This is a genomic window from Devosia sp. J2-20, assembly GCF_055808475.1.
This window is the reverse complement of record NZ_CM147870.1, coordinates 2648338-2666662: the sequence shown is the minus strand read 5'-3', so window position 1 is coordinate 2666662 and position 18325 is coordinate 2648338. Positions and strand designations below refer to the sequence as shown.

Annotated in this window: 15 protein-coding genes and 1 pseudogene; 9 read left to right on the top strand and 7 right to left on the bottom strand. The window is 63.1% G+C overall.

Translation table 11 applies throughout. The annotated features are described in order from the left end of the window. Positions 1-27 precede the first annotated feature (27 nt). The 9 genes from AC0L37_RS12990 to AC0L37_RS12950 all read left to right on the top strand — a co-directional run bounded on the left by AC0L37_RS12990 (position 28) and on the right by AC0L37_RS12950 (position 12137). The gene (locus AC0L37_RS12990) at positions 28-906 is read left to right on the top strand and encodes an alpha-D-ribose 1-methylphosphonate 5-phosphate C-P-lyase PhnJ (RefSeq protein ID WP_282220890.1); all 879 of its coding nucleotides are present in this window, start codon (positions 28-30) and stop codon (positions 904-906) included. Beyond that, positions 903-1679, top strand: a complete 777-nt coding sequence (gene phnK / locus AC0L37_RS12985; protein ID WP_269368247.1) for a phosphonate C-P lyase system protein PhnK — start codon at positions 903-905, stop codon at positions 1677-1679. The genes AC0L37_RS12990 and phnK overlap by 4 nt, the downstream gene beginning before the upstream one ends. A 160-nt stretch (positions 1680-1839) precedes the next feature. Next, entirely contained in the window at positions 1840-2541 is a 702-nt protein-coding gene (phnL, locus tag AC0L37_RS12980; RefSeq protein WP_269368248.1) for a phosphonate C-P lyase system protein PhnL, read from the top strand. 191 nt (positions 2542-2732) lie between these two features. Next, positions 2733-3563 carry a phosphonate ABC transporter ATP-binding protein gene (gene phnC / locus AC0L37_RS12975; RefSeq protein WP_282220891.1) on the top strand — a complete coding sequence of 277 codons (831 nt, stop codon included), beginning with the start codon at positions 2733-2735 and terminating at the stop codon, positions 3561-3563. 79 nt (positions 3564-3642) lie between these two features. Further along, positions 3643-4554 (top strand): phosphonate ABC transporter substrate-binding protein, encoded by a 912-nt coding sequence (gene phnD, locus AC0L37_RS12970; RefSeq protein ID WP_212658714.1) that lies wholly within the window; start codon positions 3643-3645, stop codon positions 4552-4554. 63 nt (positions 4555-4617) lie between these two features. Next, a complete protein-coding gene (gene phnE, locus AC0L37_RS12965; protein WP_269368251.1) occupies positions 4618-5589 on the top strand; it encodes a phosphonate ABC transporter, permease protein PhnE in 972 nt (323 codons plus the stop codon). Between the two features lie 10 nt (positions 5590-5599). Continuing rightward, positions 5600-6943, top strand: coding sequence for a phosphonate ABC transporter, permease protein PhnE (gene phnE / locus AC0L37_RS12960; protein ID WP_282220892.1), 1344 nt, complete (start codon positions 5600-5602; stop codon positions 6941-6943). Positions 6944-7080: 137 nt separating this feature from the next. Continuing rightward, complete coding sequence (locus tag AC0L37_RS12955) at positions 7081-9516, top strand: bifunctional diguanylate cyclase/phosphodiesterase (RefSeq protein ID WP_282220893.1); 2436 nt, start codon at positions 7081-7083, stop codon at positions 9514-9516. Positions 9517-9689: 173 nt separating this feature from the next. Beyond that, positions 9690-12137 (top strand): bifunctional diguanylate cyclase/phosphodiesterase, encoded by a 2448-nt coding sequence (locus AC0L37_RS12950; protein WP_282220894.1) that lies wholly within the window; start codon positions 9690-9692, stop codon positions 12135-12137. Here the strand turns inward: AC0L37_RS12950 and cobM are convergent. The 7 genes and pseudogenes from cobM to cobF form a co-directional block, all read right to left on the bottom strand. Then, entirely contained in the window at positions 12134-12892 is a 759-nt protein-coding gene (gene cobM / locus AC0L37_RS12945) for a precorrin-4 C(11)-methyltransferase (protein WP_269368255.1), read from the bottom strand. The genes AC0L37_RS12950 and cobM overlap by 4 nt on opposite strands. Further along, a pseudogene (gene cbiE, locus AC0L37_RS12940) lies at positions 12889-14093 on the bottom strand (precorrin-6y C5,15-methyltransferase (decarboxylating) subunit CbiE). Before cbiE ends, cobM begins: the two are co-directional and overlap by 4 nt. Beyond that, positions 14090-14851 (bottom strand): precorrin-3B C(17)-methyltransferase, encoded by a 762-nt coding sequence (locus tag AC0L37_RS12935; RefSeq protein WP_282220895.1) that lies wholly within the window; start codon positions 14849-14851, stop codon positions 14090-14092. The pseudogene cbiE and the gene AC0L37_RS12935 overlap by 4 nt, the downstream one beginning before the upstream one ends. Beyond that, positions 14848-15588, bottom strand: coding sequence for a precorrin-2 C(20)-methyltransferase (locus AC0L37_RS12930; protein WP_282220896.1), 741 nt, complete (start codon positions 15586-15588; stop codon positions 14848-14850). Before AC0L37_RS12930 ends, AC0L37_RS12935 begins: the two co-directional genes overlap by 4 nt. After that, positions 15585-16217: a precorrin-8X methylmutase gene (locus tag AC0L37_RS12925; RefSeq protein ID WP_212658705.1), complete on the bottom strand. Its 633-nt coding sequence runs from the start codon at positions 16215-16217 to the stop codon at positions 15585-15587. The genes AC0L37_RS12930 and AC0L37_RS12925 overlap by 4 nt, the downstream gene beginning before the upstream one ends. A 2-nt stretch (positions 16218-16219) precedes the next feature. Continuing rightward, entirely contained in the window at positions 16220-17386 is a 1167-nt protein-coding gene (gene cobG, locus AC0L37_RS12920) for a precorrin-3B synthase (protein ID WP_282220897.1), read from the bottom strand. Between the two features lie 121 nt (positions 17387-17507). Beyond that, on the bottom strand, positions 17508-18242 hold the full coding sequence (cobF, locus tag AC0L37_RS12915; RefSeq protein ID WP_282220898.1) for a precorrin-6A synthase (deacetylating): 735 nt from the start codon (positions 18240-18242) through the stop codon (positions 17508-17510). Positions 18243-18325: the final 83 nt, after the last annotated feature.

Sequence of the window (18325 nt, the reverse complement as noted above, 5' to 3'; positions counted from 1 at the left end):
CCCCCTCCCAACCTGGCAGGCTCACTCATGAACGCCGTCACGCGTTACAATTTCGCCTATCTCGATGAGCAGACCAAACGGATGATCCGTCGGGCCATCCTCAAGGCCATCGCCATTCCCGGTTATCAGGTGCCGTTTTCCAGCCGCGAAATGCCCATGCCGTATGGCTGGGGCACGGGCGGGGTGCAGGTGACCGCCTCAATCATCGGACCCGATGATGTGCTCAAGGTCATCGATCAGGGCGCCGACGACACCACCAATGCGGTCTCGATCCGGGCTTTCTTTGCCAAGGTGGCGCAGGTGGAAACGACCACGCACACCGCCAAGGCCTCCATCATCCAGACCCGCCACCGCATTCCCGAACGGGCACTGGGGCAGGGGCAGATCCTGGTCTATCAGGTGCCGATCCCCGAGCCGCTGCGCTTCCTTGAACCGCGCGAAACCGAGACGCGCAAGATGCACGCGCTGGAGGAATACGGGCTGATGCACGTCAAACTCTATGAGGACATTGCCCGGCACGGCCATATCGCCACCACCTATGCCTATCCGGTCAAAGTCGAGGGACGCTATGTGATGGACCCCTCGCCAACCCCCAAATTCGACAACCCCAAAATGCACATGAGTGCGGCCCTGCAACTTTTCGGGGCAGGGCGTGAACACCGCATCTACGCCATTCCGCCTTTTACCGAAGTGGTCAGCCTGGACTTTGAAGACCATCCCTTCGAGGTGCAGCATTTCGAACAGCCCTGCGCGCTGTGTGGTGCCGAACAGGTCTATCTCGACGAGGTCATTCTCGATGACCATGGCGGGCACATGTATGTGTGCTCGGACACCGATAATTGCGAGGAACGCCGCGAAGCCGGGCATGTCGGCGCCCTGGGCGTGCAACAGGAGGCAGCCCAATGAGCGCCGAACCGCTTCTCAAGGTTGAGGGTCTGACCAAATATTACGGCAGCCGTCTGGGCTGTGCCGATGTCAGCTTCGCGCTCTGGCCCGGCGAAGTGCTGGCCATTGTCGGGGAATCCGGCTCGGGCAAGACCACACTGCTCAATTCGCTCTCGGCGACGCTCGAGCCCAGCGCGGGCCGGACGCTTTACCGCATGCGCGATGAGCAATGGCGCAATATCTATGATCTGAGCGAAGCCGAGCGCCGCTTTCTAGTGCGCACCGATTGGGGGTTTGTGCATCAGAACCCCGCCGATGGTCTGCGCATGACGGTGTCGGCTGGTGCCAATGTCGGCGAACGGCTGATGGCAGTGGGAGACCGGAACTACGGCCATATCCGCGAAACCGCGCTCGATTGGCTCGGCCGGGTGGAGATTGCCGCCGACCGTGTTGACGATCAGCCGCGATCCTTTTCTGGCGGCATGCGCCAGCGCCTGCAGATTGCCCGTAATCTGGTGACCGGGCCGCGCCTGGTGTTCATGGACGAGCCCACTGGCGGCCTTGATGTGTCGGTGCAGGCCCGCCTGCTCGATCTGCTGCGCGGACTGGTTGGGGAGTTGGGACTGGCGGCCATAGTGGTGACCCATGATCTGGCCGTCGCGCGTCTGCTCAGCCACCGCATGATGGTGATGAAGGACGGCCACGTCATTGAATCCGGTCTGACCGACCGGGTGCTGGATGATCCGCGTGAGCCCTATACTCAATTGCTCGTCTCCTCGATCTTGCAGGTGTGAGGGTGAGATCCTCCACCCTCATTGCCTTCCCACAAGGGGGAGGGAAGCCTGTCCAGTGCGCGGACGACACTGTGCCAGCGATCGTTGCCCCGTCTTCTCCCTCTCCCTTGTGGGGAGGGACCAAGGGTGGGGGTTTCTTACACATCTGCGGAGCTATCCGATGACCGCCCTATCCGTGAAAAATCTGGCCAAGACCTTCACCATGCACCTGCGCGATGGCGTGGTGCTGCCGGTGGTCGACAATGTGACCTTCGACGTCCAGCCCGGCGAATGCGTCGTGCTGGGCGGACCATCGGGGGCGGGCAAGAGTTCGATCCTCAAAATGGTCTATGGCAATTATGGTGTTGATGCTGGCACCATCGTGTTGCGCCACCATGGTGAGCGGGTGGATCTGGCCAGTGCCGACCCGCGCACCGTGCTGACGCTCAGGCGCGATAGCATCGGCTACGTCAGCCAGTTCCTGCGCACCGTACCCCGCGTTTCTGCGCTCGACGTAGTGGCCGAACCGCTGGTTATCCGCGGCGTTGAACGGGAATTGGCGCAGGGGCGGGCGCGCGACCTGCTGGCCCGGCTCAACCTGCCTGAACGGCTGTGGAGCCTGCCGCCAGCGACTTTTTCTGGCGGCGAGCAGCAACGCGTCAATATTGCGCGCGGCTTCATCACCGCCCATCCGGTGCTGCTGCTCGATGAACCGACGGCCTCGCTCGACGCCACCAACAGGGCCGTTGTGGTGGCCATGATTGCCGAGAAAAAGGCGGCAGGTGTCGCCCAATTGGGCATCTTCCACGATGAGGAAGTGCGCGAGCAGGTCGCCGACCGCATTCTCGATGTGACTGCCTTTGCGCCCAGGATCGCTGCGTAGGCCCCTGTTGCACACGATCAAGTAGAGCGGGCACTCAAAAGCGCTCCCTGGCATCGATCCCAGGGGGCGTTTTGCCCGTTCAGGGCTCCCAAATTGCGCTCTTGTGCATCGTCACGCAACCGTCACCCCAGTGTAATCCCAGCTTCACGTCGCCGCCCTAGGTCTGCCGCAGTTCAACAGCGAGGGCGCTGATGCTTACGATTTCAAATGTCTCGCGGCGCTTCGGCGACAAGCTTGCCGTCAGCGACGTGAATCTGGAAATCCCGCAGGGGCAGATGGTCGGCATTATCGGCCGTTCAGGCGCCGGCAAGTCGACCCTGCTGCGCATGATCAACCGGCTGACCAATGTGTCCGAGGGCGCCATCCGCTTTGATGGCGTCGAGGTCTCGGCGCTGCGCGGCAAGGCGCTGCGCAACTGGCAACGTGATTGCGCCATGATCTTTCAGCAGTTCAATCTGGTGCCACGTCTGGATGTAATCACCAATGTGATGCTGGGCCGGCTCAACCATCGCTCGACGCTGCTGTCGCTGTTGCAGATTTTTACCGAAGCTGAGCAGTTGCGGGCACTCCAGGCGCTCGAACGGCTCGACATCGCCCAGACTGCCACCCAGTGGGCCCAGACCCTGTCCGGTGGCCAGCAGCAGCGTGTGGCCATTGCCCGGGCGCTGATGCAGGCCCCGCGCATGATCCTGGCCGATGAGCCGATCGCGAGCCTGGACCCGCGCAATGCCAAGATCGTCATGGACAGCCTGCACGCCATCAACCGCGAGCAGGGCCTGACCGTGATTACCAATCTGCATACCCTGGATACTGCGCGCGCCTATTGCGGTCGCATCATCGGCATGGCGGCAGGCCGGGTGGTGTTTGACGGCACACCCGAGCAACTGACCACCGATGTGGCGCGCCAGCTCTACGGTGCCGATGGGCTCGAAGAGGCCTTCTCCGAAGCCATGACTTCCACCAGCATCGAGCCCGCCCGGCGGCCCACGGCCAAGCCCCGCGAACTGGCCGACGCCCTCTGAAATTCAAGCGTTCCGCGGCTGCACAACGGGCCCAGCCCGGCAGTCCGTCGACATCTTTGCGTCACCAAAGGAGACTTCCATGACCGCAATTCGTACCGTCCTGCTCGCCGGCATCGCGCTCGCTGGCGTCACTGCACCGACCTTCGCCCAGGAAATGGATGTAATCCGCATCGGCATCCTTGGCGGCGAAAACGAGACCGACCGTCTCGCCAACAACCAGTGCCTGATCGACCTGCTGCCAGAAGCGCTGGGCGTCAAGGAAGTCAAACTGTTCCCCGCAGCTGACTATGACGGTGTAATCCAGGGCCTGCTCGGCGGCACGCTCGATATCGCCGGTCTGGGTGCTTCAGGTTTTGCCAAGGTCTATCTGGCCGACCCCGAAGCCGTTGAGCCCTTCAACACCACCGTCCAGCTCGACGGCGCCATGGGCTATCACTCGATCCTGCTGGCCCGCAAGGATTCGGGCATCGACACCCTCGAAGCGGCCAAGGGCAAGACCCTGGGCTATGCCGATCCGGACTCCACCTCGGGCTATCTCATCCCGCTGGTGACCTTGCCGGAACAGACCGGCATGGCCAATGACGAGTATTTCTCGGCAACCTCGTTCAATGGTGGCCACGAGAACAACGTTCTCGCCCTGCTCGACCACAAGGTCGATGTGGCTGTGACCTGGACCTCGGGCGTTGGCGAATTCTCCGAAGGCTATAGCTCGGGCAATACCCGCTCGATGGCCGACAAGGGCATGCTGGACATGGAAGACGTGACCCAGCTCTGGCTGTCGCCGCTGATCCCCAATGGTCCCAATGTGATGCGCTCGGACCTGCCACAGGCCATGAAGGACAAGATCGTCGCCTTCTACACCAATCTGCCCGAGACAAATTACGAGTGCTTCAGCGGCATCGAACGCGGCGACTACAAGGGCTATGCCCCCGTCGACGCCGATTTCTACAAGCCCATCATCGACGCCCGCAAGGCAACCATCGGCGGCTGATCGCCAATCCGATACCGGCAGGCGGCGTGATCACACGCCGCCGCCATTCTTTGAGGGCGATCCATGAGCGAGACCATCCTTCCCGGCAATCCGGCCCCGCTTTCCAGGGAACTGGGCGTGGTGCATGCGCACTACCGGTCCCTGCTGCGCACCAGACGGCTCTATACGCTGCTGGTCGGGGGCGCCTTGCTGGTGGTGCTGTCCGCTTCGCTCTGGTTTGCCAATGCGTCAAACGCTGGCGCCTTCTTCGACCGGCTGCCCTATTTCTTCGACTTCTTCATTCACTTTCAGCCCGATGAGCCGATGGAAATCGTGCGCGCGCTGTTCGACCTGCCTTCGCCGCTGGCCGATGGCTCGTTCAAGTACAATTACGAGGAAGGCCGGGTCTATCTGCTCGGCGATTTCTATCTGCCCGAATATTTCTACCAGATGCTGGTGACGATCAATATCGCGCTGGTCTCGACCATTTTCGGCGTCACTTTTGCCTTTGGCCTGTGCTTTCTGGCAGCCAGCAATGTGACCGGGTCACGCACGATCCGGTTCGTGGTGCGGCGTTTTCTCGAAGTGCTGCGTGCTTTCCCCGAAATCGTCGTCGCCGGCATGCTGGTGGCCATCCTCTCGGTGGGCCCGATCGGTGCTATTGTTGCGGTCAGCCTGCATACGGTGGGCGCGCTGGGCAAGCTGTTCTACGAAGTCACCGAGAATGCCGATGGCCGCGCCGATGAGGGGCTGCGCTCGGTGGGGGCCAACTGGTTCGAGCGCGTCCGCTTCGCCTTCGTGCCCCAGGTCATGCCGAACTTCGTCTCCTATGCCTTGTTGCGCGCCGAGATCAATGTGCGCGCCTCCACCATTATCGGCGCGGTGGGCGGCGGCGGCATTGGCGAGGTGTTCCGGCTCTCGATTGGCCGCGATCATGCCGCCAAGACCTACGCCATCATCATCCTGTTGTTTGCCACCATTATCGGCATCGACGCGATCTCCGGTGCGCTGCGCAAACGTCTGGTCGGCCCGTCTGCCTTCCAGTTCGGCGGTTGAGGAAAACACCATGTCCAGCATGCAAATGACCGCCGGTGAGGCTCTTGCCCTCAAGGCCCGCCACGGCGCCGTGTTTCATCGTCCCCTGCAGCAGCGCCTGACCATGCCGCTGGTGGCGCTGGGAACGGCGGCCTATCTGGTGTTCTGCTTCTTCTTCTTCGATATCTCGGGCGTGTTGGCCAATGCCCAATGGGCCCGCGCCAGCATCTATATTGCGGACTGGTATTCCTGGGAGGCCACGCCGCGCTTCCGCTTCAAGAATGACAGTGTCGAACTCGAATGGACCCGCTCGCTGCTGGGCGACAATCCCGATCCCGACTGGATCGAGCAGACCGGACCCAAAAGCTATGTGACAAGCTTTGGTAGCCCCGCCAATAGCGTCGAGATCAGCCCGACCGCCGTGGTCGCGGTGGTCGACGGCCAGCGCTATGACGTGCCCATTACCGATGATGGGGCGCTATTGCCCGTCGATGCGCCCGCCGCCATGTCGCTCAAGGGAGGCCGGGTGACGGTCGACTACGGCTTTGTCGGGCAGGCCGAGATCCGCAATACCCAGGTCTATGTCCGTCATCGTTTTCTGGGCTGGCCCAATTTCTTCTTCGATACCAATTCGCATTTCTTTGGCATGACCGCCGCCGAGGTCTGGCGGGCGATCACCGAGGCGCCGCGCTTTGAGCCCGACATGCCCAATGTGCAGTTGATGGCGGTCGAGTTTCTCTACAATGCCGAGTGGCAGCATCTTGATGTCTATGACAAGCTGCTCCAGACCATCGTCATGGCCTTTGTTGGCACGCTGTTCGCCGCATTGCTGGCCTTTCCCCTTTCCTTCATTGCCGCGCGCAACATCACCGCCAATCGCCCCGGCAACTGGCTGATGAAACGGGCCTTCGACTTCCTGCGCTCGGTGGACATGCTGATCTGGGCACTGTTCTTCGTGCGTGGCTTTGGCCCGGGGCCCATCCCGGGCATCGCGGCCATTTTCTTCACCGACACCGGCACGCTGGGCAAGACCAATACCGAGGCGCTCGAAAACATCGATGACCGCCAGCGCGAAGGCGTCAAATCCGTCGGTGCATCGGGCATGGCGGTGCATCGCTATGGTGTGGTGCCCCAGGTGCTGCCGGTCTTTGTCAGTCAGGCGCTATATTTCTGGGAGAGCAATACCCGCTCCGCCACCATTATCGGCGCTGTAGGGGCAGGGGGCATCGGGCTTAAACTGATCGAGGCCATGCGCACCAATCAGGATTGGGAGAACGTTGCCTATATGGTCATCCTGATCCTGATCGTGGTGTTCATCTTCGACAATATTTCCAATGCGATCCGCTCGCGTCTGACCGGTCCGGCAGCGCATTGAGCGACATCCGGATGCGTCCATTCTTTTTATTCTTCGGCGGAAGGTAACATCTGGTTATCCCCGTCTTGTAACGTCAGCTTAAGTGCGGGTCTTTAAGGTAAGGGTGCTCTGGTAAAGGCGGCACCGTGTTTTCTTCAATGAATTCTCTCTTTCCCGCTCATGATCCCCGCCTTCTGGCCTGGGCAGCTGTGGTTTGCCTGGTCGCCGCCTATGGCAGCACCAATTTGCTGCGGAAGTCCCAGCGCCACAGCGGCGTCGCACAGGGCATCTGGATCAGTGTCGCCAGCGTCTTGATAGGGCTGGGCATCTGGGCGACCCACTTTATCGGCGCGCTGGCCTGGAACCCAGGCTTTGCCATCAGCTTCACGCCGGGGGCGATTGATCTGTCGCTGCTCGTTGCCGTTCTGATCAGCGGCGCTGGCGTCGCGCTGGCCACGCGCGGTGACGGCATCGGCATTCGGTTCATGGGCGGCGCCGTGGTGGGTCTCGCCATGGCCTCCATTCAGATATTTGGCCGCGCTGGCACGGTGATCGGCGGTACGATCGGCTGGAACCTGCCATTACTCACGGCGGTGGTCATCGTCGGCATGGCGCTGGCAGGGCTGGCCTTTGTGGTGGCGATGCGGCGCCATATCACGGCTGGCGCCCTGTTGCTGGGCGTCGCGACCTACGGCATGAATTTCGGCGCCATGGCGGCCGCAGATTTCTCCAACAGTTCGGCGCTGCCAGCCATCGGCAAGATCACCAGCGAAATGATGTCGGTCGGCGTCACGGTAATCTCGCTGATCGCCTTGACCATCACCTTTGCCAGCATGGTGCTCGAAGAGGCCGATCGTCGCCGCGCCGAAACCGAGCGTCAGCGCCAATTGGCAGACGCCGAACAGATCACGGAAGTGACCACGCTGTTCGAACTGGCGACTACCCATATGGCGCAGGGCCTGTGCCTGTTCGGCCGCGATGGCCATCTGGAGTTTCACAATAACCGGATCTCGAACCTGTTCGGCGATCGCATTGGCGACCACGATCTGGTCGGCATGCATTTCCGCGATCTGGCGCTGGCACTGCAGGGCACTTCCCAGCCGGTTGCCGACGCCCTCCGCGAAGAGGCCGAGCACCGCATTGACGGCATCATCAGCAAGATTATCAGCGGCGAAACCTGTGATTACATGCGCACCATGAATGACGGGCGCATTATCCGCTTTCTGCATAGCCCGATTGTCGATGGTGGCTGGGTAACCACGATTGACGACGTGACCTCCGAGCAGCGCTCGCAGGCCCAAGTTGCCCATCTGGCCTATCATGATCCACTCACCAGCCTGCTCAACCGCGCGGCGTTCAATGAGCGCGTCGACGCCGCCGTCTCCATCGCCAGCGAGACGGATGTGAACTTCGCCGTGGTGGCTATTGATCTGGACCGGTTCAAGGAAATCAATGACAGCTATGGTCATCTGGTGGGTGATCAGGTTCTCAAGGCCCTCGGCACGCGGCTGAGCACAGGCCTGAAGGAAGGCGAGACAATCGCCCGACTGGGCGGCGACGAGTTTGCCGCGCTTAAGATGTTCAATTCGATCGAAAGCCTGCGCGAGTTTCTGGACCGCATCGAAAGCGCGCTGTTTGCCCGTATTGTCACCGACCAGGTCACCGTGAGCACGGCGGGCAGCATTGGCGTGGCCGTCTTCCCCGATGATGGCGGCGACCGCTCGCGCCTGCTCAACAATGCCGATCTGGCGATGTATCGCGCCAAGGCCGAGTTTGACCGGCGTCTTTGCTATTACGAACACGACATGGACGAATATGCCCGTGAGCGCCGTGCCATGAGCAAGGACCTGTGGCTTGCGGTCGAGAATAACGGCTTTCACCTGGCCTATCAGGTGCAGAAATCCGTCGAGAGCGATGAGATCACCGGTTATGAGGTCCTGCTGCGCTGGAACCGGCCGGGACACGGTCTGGTGCCGCCCATGGACTTCATTCCCATTGCCGAAGAAAGCGGCGCGATCACCGCGATAGGCGCCTGGGTCCTGCGTACCGCCTGCTATGCTGCTGCAGCCTGGCCCGAAAAATACAAGATCGCGGTCAATATCTCAGCCGTGCAACTCGGCCAGATGGAACTGGTCACCACGGTGCGCGATGTCCTGCTCCAGACCGGGCTGGCCGCATCGCGGCTGGAACTGGAAGTCACCGAAACCTCGATCATCGCCGACAAGCAGCGGGCGCTGCATATCCTGCGCCAGATCAAGGCCATGGGGGTGTCGGTTGCCATCGACGATTTCGGCACCGGCTATTCCTCGCTCGACACGCTGCGCAGCTTCCCCTTCGACAAGATCAAGATCGACCGTTCCTTCATGGCCGATGTCGACAATAATGATCAGTCAAAGGCGATTGTCCGGGCAATTCTGGCGCTCGGCAAAAGCCTGTCGGTCCCGGTTCTGGCTGAAGGCGTGGAGACCAGCAGTCAACTTGATGTGCTGCGCGCGGAAGGCTGCAACGAGGCGCAGGGCTATTTCCTGGGGCGACCCGGCGAGATCCAGTGGGCCAGCAGGGTCACGCCCTTGCTGCGCAAAGTGCAGCTCTAGCGCCACATGCCAGTGGCTTTGCAACGGGAGCAGAGCATGGGCAAACATGCCGGAACCGCCATCTGGTGAGAATTCAGAAACCTTGTTGCGTAACATCAGTTTAAGCCGCGCGGACTAGATTTGCGGCAATTGCGGCGCCAAGTGGCGTCTGTCAGTCGAATTAGGCCCCGCGCGTGTTCGCTTTTGTCGATTTCTTCCTGCAGCAGCACGACCCGCGCTTTGTCGGGCTGGCTGCTATTGTCTGTCTGGTGGCGGCTTATGCCTGCGTGAGCCTGCTGCGGCACGCCCGCCGCGCCACCGGCCGCATGCATGTGATCTGGATTGGCGTGGCTGCCCTCGCCGTTGGTCTGGGCATCTGGGCTACCCATTTTATCGGCATGCTGGCGCTGCGCCCCGGCTTTACCCTGAGCTATGACCTGTTGCTGACCGGCGCTTCGCTGCTGATTGCCATCGGCATTTGTGGCGTCGGCATTGCGATGGCCGCGCGCGGCCAGAGTGTGGCCGATCAATTCCTCGGTGGCGCGGTCGTGGGCATTGCCATTTCCTGCATGCACTATACCGGTATTGCCGCACTGGTCATGGGCGGCGCGATTGGCTGGAACACCGCCATGATCGCCCTGTCGGTTATTGCCGGCATGCTTCTGGGTGGCCTGTCCTTCGTTGCGGCCATGAATGGCCGCATGCTGACGGGGGCCTTGCTGCTAACCCTGGCCATCTGCGCCATGCACTTCACCGCCATGGGCGCCGCCGACTTCTCGCGCTGCTTTCCGCTCAGCGCTGGCGGGGAAATCGATAGCGGCTGGTTGTCAGGCGGCGTTGCCCTGATTTCGCTCCTGGTGCTGGGTGCAGCCTTTGGCAGCGTGCTGCTCGACGAGGCAGATCGCCGCCGCACGCAGCGCGAAAAGGAACGGCAGGAAGCCGATGCCGCGCGGATCAACGAGGTCACCTCGCTGCTCGAACTGGCGACCACCCACATGGCGCAGGGCCTGTGTCTGTTCGACAATTCCGGCCATTTGCGGTTTCACAATCAGCCCGCCACCGATCTGATCCGGGCCCAGGGCATTGGCGACGATGCAGTGGGCGGTCATTTCCGGGATCTCTCGCTGGCCATGCAGGGTGCATCCCGGCCCAATACGACAGCCGAACAGCAGGAAGCCGAAACGCGGATCGATGAACTGATTGCCGGGATCGCCCGCGGTGAAGTCAAAGACTATCTGCGCACCCTTGATGACGGGCGCATTGTGCGCTTCGTTCACCGCCCCATTGCCGATGGTGGCTGGGTGACCACGATTGATGACGTGACCGACGAGCAGCGCTCGCAGGCCGCCATTTCCCATCTGGCCTACCATGATCCGCTGACCAATATCCTCAATCGCGCCGCGTTCAACGAACAGCTCGATCACGCCTTGCACACTGCAGGCGAAACCGACCAGAATTTTGCAGTCATCGCCGTCGACCTCGACCGGTTCAAGGAAATCAACGACACCTATGGCCACCAGGTGGGGGACCAGGTGCTCAAGGCACTGGCAACACGCTTGAGCACGGGCCTCAAGGAGGGCGAGGTGGTGGCGCGTCTGGGTGGCGACGAATTCGCCGCGCTCAAGATGTTCACCTCCATGGATGCCTTGCGCGACTTCATCGCCCGCATTGAAAGCGCGCTGTTTACGCGGATCGAGACCGATGTTGTCACCGTGAACAGTTCGGCCAGCATCGGCGTGGCCATCTTCCCCGAAGATGGTGGGGACCGCTCGCGCCTGCTCAACAATGCCGATCTGGCGATGTATCGCGCCAAAGCCGAATTTGATCGCCGTACCTGCTACTACGAACACGACATGGACGAGCATGCGCGCCAGCGGCGTGCCATGGCCAAGGATCTGTGGACAGCCTTGGAAACCAACGGGTTTTCGCTGGTCTATCAGGTGCAGAAGTCGGTCGCGACCGACGAGATCACTGGCTATGAAGTGCTGCTGCGCTGGAGCCGCCCCGGCCACGGCATGGTCTCGCCCGCCGATTTCATTCCGGTGGCCGAAGAGTGCGGCGCCATTACCGCCATTGGCACCTGGGTGCTGCGCACTGCCTGCCGCAATGCCGCCAGCTGGCCCGAAAATCGCAAGATCGCCGTCAATGTTTCAGGCGTGCAGCTGGGTTCGCTCGATCTGATCGATACCGTGCGCGACGTCCTGACTGAAACCGGTCTGTCGCCGTCCTTGCTGGAGCTCGAAGTCACCGAGACCTCGATCATCGCCGACAAGCAGCGCGCGCTCCATATCCTGCGCCAGATCAAGGCCATGGGTGTCTCCATCGCCATTGACGATTTCGGCACTGGCTATTCCTCGCTCGACACGCTGCGCAGCTTCCCCTTCGACAAGATCAAGATCGATCGCTCCTTCATGACCGAGGTTGATCACGACGAACAGTCCAAGGCGATCGTCCGCGCCATTCTGGCGCTGGGCAGGAGCCTGTCGGTGCCGGTTCTGGCTGAAGGCGTGGAGACCTGCGCCCAGCTTGAGGTGCTGCGTGTCGAAGGCTGTAGCGAAGCGCAGGGCTTTCTGCTCGGCCGCCCCGGCGAGATTGACTGGGAAGACCTGATCGAGCCCATGTTGGGCCAGATGGTGGTCTAGTCGCGGCCGCGAAACCGCCGCTGATAATCCGGATCGTAGAGCGAACTCTCGCGGAAATCGGTGGCACCCAGCGTGCGCCCGACAAAGATGATGGCGGTGCGCTCCACCGGATCGGCGGCAAAGCGCTCGACTATATCGGCCAGCGTGCCCCGGATGATCTTCTCATCGGGCCAGGAAGCGTGGAACACGATGGCGACCGGGCAATCCGCGCCATAATGCGGCGTCAACTCCTCAACCACGCGATCGAGCGCATGAATGGCCAGGTGAAGGGCTAGTGTCGCCCCGGTAGCGCCAAAGGCGGCCAGGTTTTCGCCCGACGGCATGGCCGAGGCACGACCCGAAATGCGGGTCAGCACCAGGCTCTGGGCTTCAGCCGGAATGGTCAGTTCGCGCCCCAGTGTGGCTGCCGCTGCCGAAAAGGCCGGCACGCCGGGCGTCAGTGAATAGGCAATGCCCAGCCGATCCAGCCGCCGCATCTGTTCGGCGACGGCACTCCACATCGACAGATCGCCCGAATGCAGCCGCGCCACGTCCTCGCCGGCCGCATCCGCCTTGGCGTATTCGGCCTCGATTTCGTCCAGCGAGAGCGGGGCGGTGTCGATCAGGCGGGTATCGGGCCCACACCAGGCCAGCATTTCCTGCGGCACGATGGAGCCGGCATAAAGGCACACCGGGCAGGCGGCGAGCAGGTCGCGCCCGCGCACGGTGATCAGATCGGCCGCGCCGGGGCCGGCCCCAATGAAGTGCACAGTCATGGCTTGCTCCAGACCCATTGGGTAATCGGCATGGACGGGCGCCAGCCCGTCATGGAGCCGACAGCATCGGCCCGGGCGACGGCAATACGGGTCAGGCTGCCGCCCAGCCTAGTGTGATGGGCGAGCAGCAACGCTTCAAGCTCCAGCGTCACCGCATTGGCAACCAGTCGACCGCCGGGGCGCAGCGCCGCAATGGCGGCGTCGAGAACGCCGGGATCCGAACCGCCACCGCCGATGAAAATGGCATGGGGGGGCCAAGCTCGGCCAGCGCTGCGGGGGCGGTGCCGACGGCGATCTTGAGATCGGGCACACCAAACGCGCTGGCATTGCGCCCAATGCGCGCGGCCCGCTCGGGATCGGCCTCAATGGCGATGGCGCGCAGGCTGGGATCGGCCAGCATCCACTCAATGCCGATCGAGCCGGACCCCGCCCCGATATCCCACAATGTCTCGCCGCGACGGGGCGCCAGTGCTGACAGGGTCAGGGCGCGCACCTCGCGCTTGGTCATCTGGCCGTCATGCTCGAACAGCGCGTCATCCAACCCCGATGTCAGCGGCACAACGCGGGCGCCGGGCAGGGCGACGACGCTGATGGCGCAGATGTTGAGCGGGTTGATCCCGGTAATGTCGAAATTCATCGCCACCTGGCTGCGCACGGTCTCATCGCCCCCGCCCAGTGCTTCGAGCACGGTGACGATGGAAATGCCGAACCCGGCTTCGCTCAAAAGCGCCGCCAATTGAGCCGGGCCGTTCTCATCAGACGTCAACGCCAGAATACGCGCGCCGGGATGCAGATGCGGGCGGATCAGATCGAGTGGGCGACCGTGCAACGACAGGCTGAGCACATCCTGCAGCGGCCAGCCCAGTCGGGCAGCGGCGAGGCTGAACGAGGAGGGATGCGGATAGACTGCCATCTGGCTGGCATCGACATGGCGCGTCAGCGTGGCGCCGACGCCGAAATGGAACGGATCGCCCGAGGCCAGCACGCAGACCCTGCGGCCCTTATGCGTCAGCACCGCCGCAATGGAGTCCGAGAATGGCGACAGCCATGGCTGGCGCTCGCCGGTGATGACAGGGGTGGCCAGTTCGAGGTGACGTGCGCCGCCAAAGACGATCTCGGCTGCGGCAATGGCCGCCTTGGCGGGCTCGCCCAGACCGACCAGACCATCCTCACCAATGCCGGCGATCGAAAGCCACTTCATTTGGGCGCTCCAAGGGAGCGCGGCGAATAGACCAGCGGCGCCTGATTGGGGCGCTCGATGACGCGGGTTTCGGGCGAACCGATGACCACACAGGTCGCCATATCGGCCTTGGCCGGATCGGCGTCGGCCAGGCTCACCACGCTGATCACTTCATCGGGCCGGCCTGCAGCGCGGCCGAAGATCACTGGCGTGGTCCAGGGCAGCACTTCGCGCAGGATGGAGAATGCACTGCCCAGCTGCCAGGGACGGGCCTTGGAAATGGGATTGTAGAGCGCAATCACCAGCCCTGCAGTGGCTACCGCGCGCAGGCGTTGCTCAATCACCGTCCAGGGCTTGAGATTATCCGACAGCGAAATGGCGCAGAAATCATGACCCAACGGGGCGCCGGCGCGGGCCGCCACAGCCAGCATGGCAGTGACACCGGGGACGATGGACAGTTCCAGCTCGCGCCAGGCAGGCGGGCCGTCTTCAATGGCTTCGCAGACCGCTGCCGCCATGGCAAACACACCCGGATCGCCACCCGAGACAACGCAGACCTGTTCGCCCGAGGCGGCCGTCATCAGCGCATCCTTGGCGCGCGCCAGTTCCTCGCGATTGTCCGAGGCCACGCGACGCTGATCGTCGCGCAGGGTGAGGCGGTCGAGATAGGGACCGTAACCAAAGAATACATGGCTGGCCGCAATCGCATTGACCGCTTCGGGCGTGGTCTGATCGGGATTACCCGGACCGGTGCCGACAATGGTGAGCTTGCCCGTCATGCAGCACCTGCCGATGTGGGGCGGGTGTTCCAGCCGGGCACCAGGATCAGCGCGAAATAGGGGGCGACATCATCGGGCTTGTCGACCAGCCGCATTGAGGCGCCATTGGCCATGGTGCCGCGCTCGACATAAACGGCAGACTCGAGCCGACCAGCCGCCGCAATGGCGCGGCGGACCTTGGCCATGTTGCGGCCCACCTTCATGATGACGGCGCCATCGGCATTGCCCAGGCGCGCTGTCAGATCGGCTTCTTCCAGCGTACCGGGCAGCACGGCCAGAATGTCATCGCCCTGCACCAGCGGCAGCCCGGCCTGTGACCAGCAACCGGACATGGCCGTGATCCCCGCCACAACCTCGGTGGGATAGAGATGGGCCAGCCGCACATGGATATGCATATAGCTGCCATAAAACAGCGGATCGCCCTCACTGAGCACGGCCACCGTGCGGCCTGCATCAAGATGGGCGGCGACGCGCGCGGCGGCTTCAGCGTAAAAATCGCTGGTGGCCGATTTGTAATCGGCATGGCGGCGGTCGATCTCGGTGGTGACCGGATAGCCCAGTTGTTCTTCGATCTGGGTGGTGATCAGATCGGCGACAATGGCGCGCGCATTGCTCGAATTGCCCTGCTTGGCGAAATAGGCAATCACATCGGCGTTTTCGATCGCGCGCACGGCCTTGAGCGTGAGCAGTTCCGGATCGCCGGGACCTGTACCGACCCCAATCAGCTTGCCGCTCATATGCCCGTCCTCGCCAGCGCATTGAGCGCCGCAGCGGTCATGGCCGATCCGCCCAGCCGGCCGCGCACGATGGCATAAGGCACGCCATAGGAGTTCTCGGCCAGTGCGGCCTTGGACTCCGCCGCGCCGACAAAGCCCACCGGCATGCCGATAATCGCCGCAGGTCTTGGCGCGCCGTCGCGCAGCAGTTCGAGCAGGTAGAACAGGGCAGTGGGGGCGTTGCCGATGGCGACCACAGCGCCTTCCAGGCGCGGCAGCCACAGCATCAGTGCCGCGGCGGAGCGGGTATTGCCGATATCCTGTGCGATGCCCGGCGTGGCCGGGTCACGCAGGGTGCAGACCACCTCGTTATTGGCTGGAAGACGGGCAGCGGTGACGCCACGGGCGACCATTTCGGCGTCGCAGAAGATCGGTGCGCCGGACTTGAGCGCGGCCTGTCCGGCGGTGACAAAGCCGGGACCAAATTCGAAATGCTGCGCGGCATCGACCGAGCCGGCGGCATGGATCATGCGGATGGCAAGTTCGGCCTCGTCGGGCGAAAAGGCAGACAGATCGGCTTCGGCCCGGATGATGGCAAAGGACTGCCGATAAATGGCGTCGCCATCCTTGATGTAGTCGTATTGGGTCATCGTCATCCTTGCCCGGACGGGCCGATGGCGGACTCAAGCTGGTCCGCGTGCAAAACAGTCTGTGGCGTATCGCCCGCGCTGCCGTTGATGACAAGACCGTAACCGCCTGCCTGACCCACCAGCGTCAATGCAGCGCGGCGCGGATGAGCGCAGCCCTTGGCGCAACCCGAAACGTGCAGATCGCGCCCAGCGGGCAGGGCGGACGCCAGTTGCTGGGCGATTTCGCGGGCCGGAATATGGCCTGACGCACAGCCGGCACTGCCGATACAGGCGCTGATGCGGGTGCGGGGATCGCTCGCATCGGTAATGAAGCCGAGCGTGGCGGCGTCGTGGACAAAACCCGCTGGCGCGTTGATCGCGAGCAGGGTGTGATGCGGCGCGAGACGCAGTTCGGCAATGCCATGATCTGTGGCAAGGCGCGCAAGCGCCATCAAAGACGGGCTGTCGCTGGCGCCGAAGGGCAGGGCGATACCTGTTGCGCTGCCGCTGGCCAGAGTGAACTGGCCGATGGTCTGGCTGGACGACGGGGCGGCCGATGCGCGGGGTGTGACCAGATCGGTGGCGCGCGCGGCTGGACCCAGCTCGACGAGCTTGTGCAGGACGGTAACAACGGCAGCGGCCGCCGCGCTCTCGTGCAGTTCGCTTTGAGGCTGCTCGGCAATGGCCAGTGACCAATGCTGGGGCGCGATGGCGGTCAACCGGATACCGGCCTTGAGCCCGGCACGGGTGATCTGGCCCATGCCGTCGACCACCACGGTCACCTTGGGGCCAAGTTGCTCGCCCAGCGCTGCGGCAAGGTCCCTGATGGACACAGCAAGCGCGCGTGGGTCGCTGATTTCAGTCGCATCGTCTCCGGCCAGTGGTGGCGTTTCCACCACTAGGCCCTGCTCGATGTCGACAACGGCGTGGACGGCGGTGGCGAAAGGGGCAGTGCTGGTCAGTGTCAGCCCGCGCACCTGCAGATTGCCGCGCGCGGTGATCTCGACCTGTCCATTGCCGTGATGGGCGGCCTGTTCGGCAATGGTTTGTAACTGCGCTGGCGTCAGGCGCCCCTCGCCAACGCGTAGCCGCGCCAGCAGGCCATCACCAGTCTGCATCGGCGCTTCAAGCGTCGGGCAGGCGCCACGGCGACGGGGCGATGGGGCAGCGATGGGTTGGGCGGTGGACATGGCAGGTGGTGTAGCCGATTGGATCGCAAGGGGGAATATCTGCCTTTGGGCGGATGATGGCCCAAGACCGCCCACCCGCGCGCCCATGCCCCAAGGGGGAGGGGAGAGCGGGCGGCAACTCCTAGTCCCGCTTGCGCAGCAGATAGGTATCCATGATCCAGCCATGCCGGGCGCGGGCGGTCTGGCGCGTTTCGACAATCTGGCTGGCCACATCGCCCAACCGGCCGGAAATGGTGATTTCATCCGGCGTGCCGAGATAGGCGCCCCAGAATATCTCGAGGTCGGGATCGGCCTCGGTAAAGGCGATCTGGCCATCGAGCATGACAATGGTGTCTTCGCTCACACCCGCCAGTTTTCGGCCGGTGGTGATATGCACTGGCTGACCGATGCGGTTGAGCGCAATGCCATGGGCTGCCGTCAGCGCCTGCACAGAGGTGATACCCGGCATGATTTCGACGCTGACCGGGTGGGTCTGGCGCAACCGCTCGACAATGCGGATGGTTGAATCGTAGAGGCCCGGATCGCCCCAGACGAGGAAGGCGCACACCCCGTTATCGGGCACTTCGGAGAGCAGGCCGGCAAAGCGCTCGGCGAGTGCCGCGTGCCAGTCATCGACGCCGGCGCCGTAGTCGGGATTGCTGGCGTCGCGCCGGGGCACGGCATAGCCCAGCGTGCGGCTGGCGGGATTGGTCACATAGCGGGCGATGATCTCGCGGCGCAGGTCGGCCAGATCGGCCTTGCTCGCCCCCTTGTCGGGGATGAACAGCACATCGGCGCGGTTGAGCGCGTTGATGGCCTGAATGGTGATGTGCTCGGGATTGCCCGCCCCGATGCCCACGATGAGAATGGTCTTCATGCCCGGTTCTTGCCTCAGGGCTGGAGCGTTGACAAGCACTGCGGCTACCGATGGGGCAAAGCGATCACAACTCCGCGCACCAA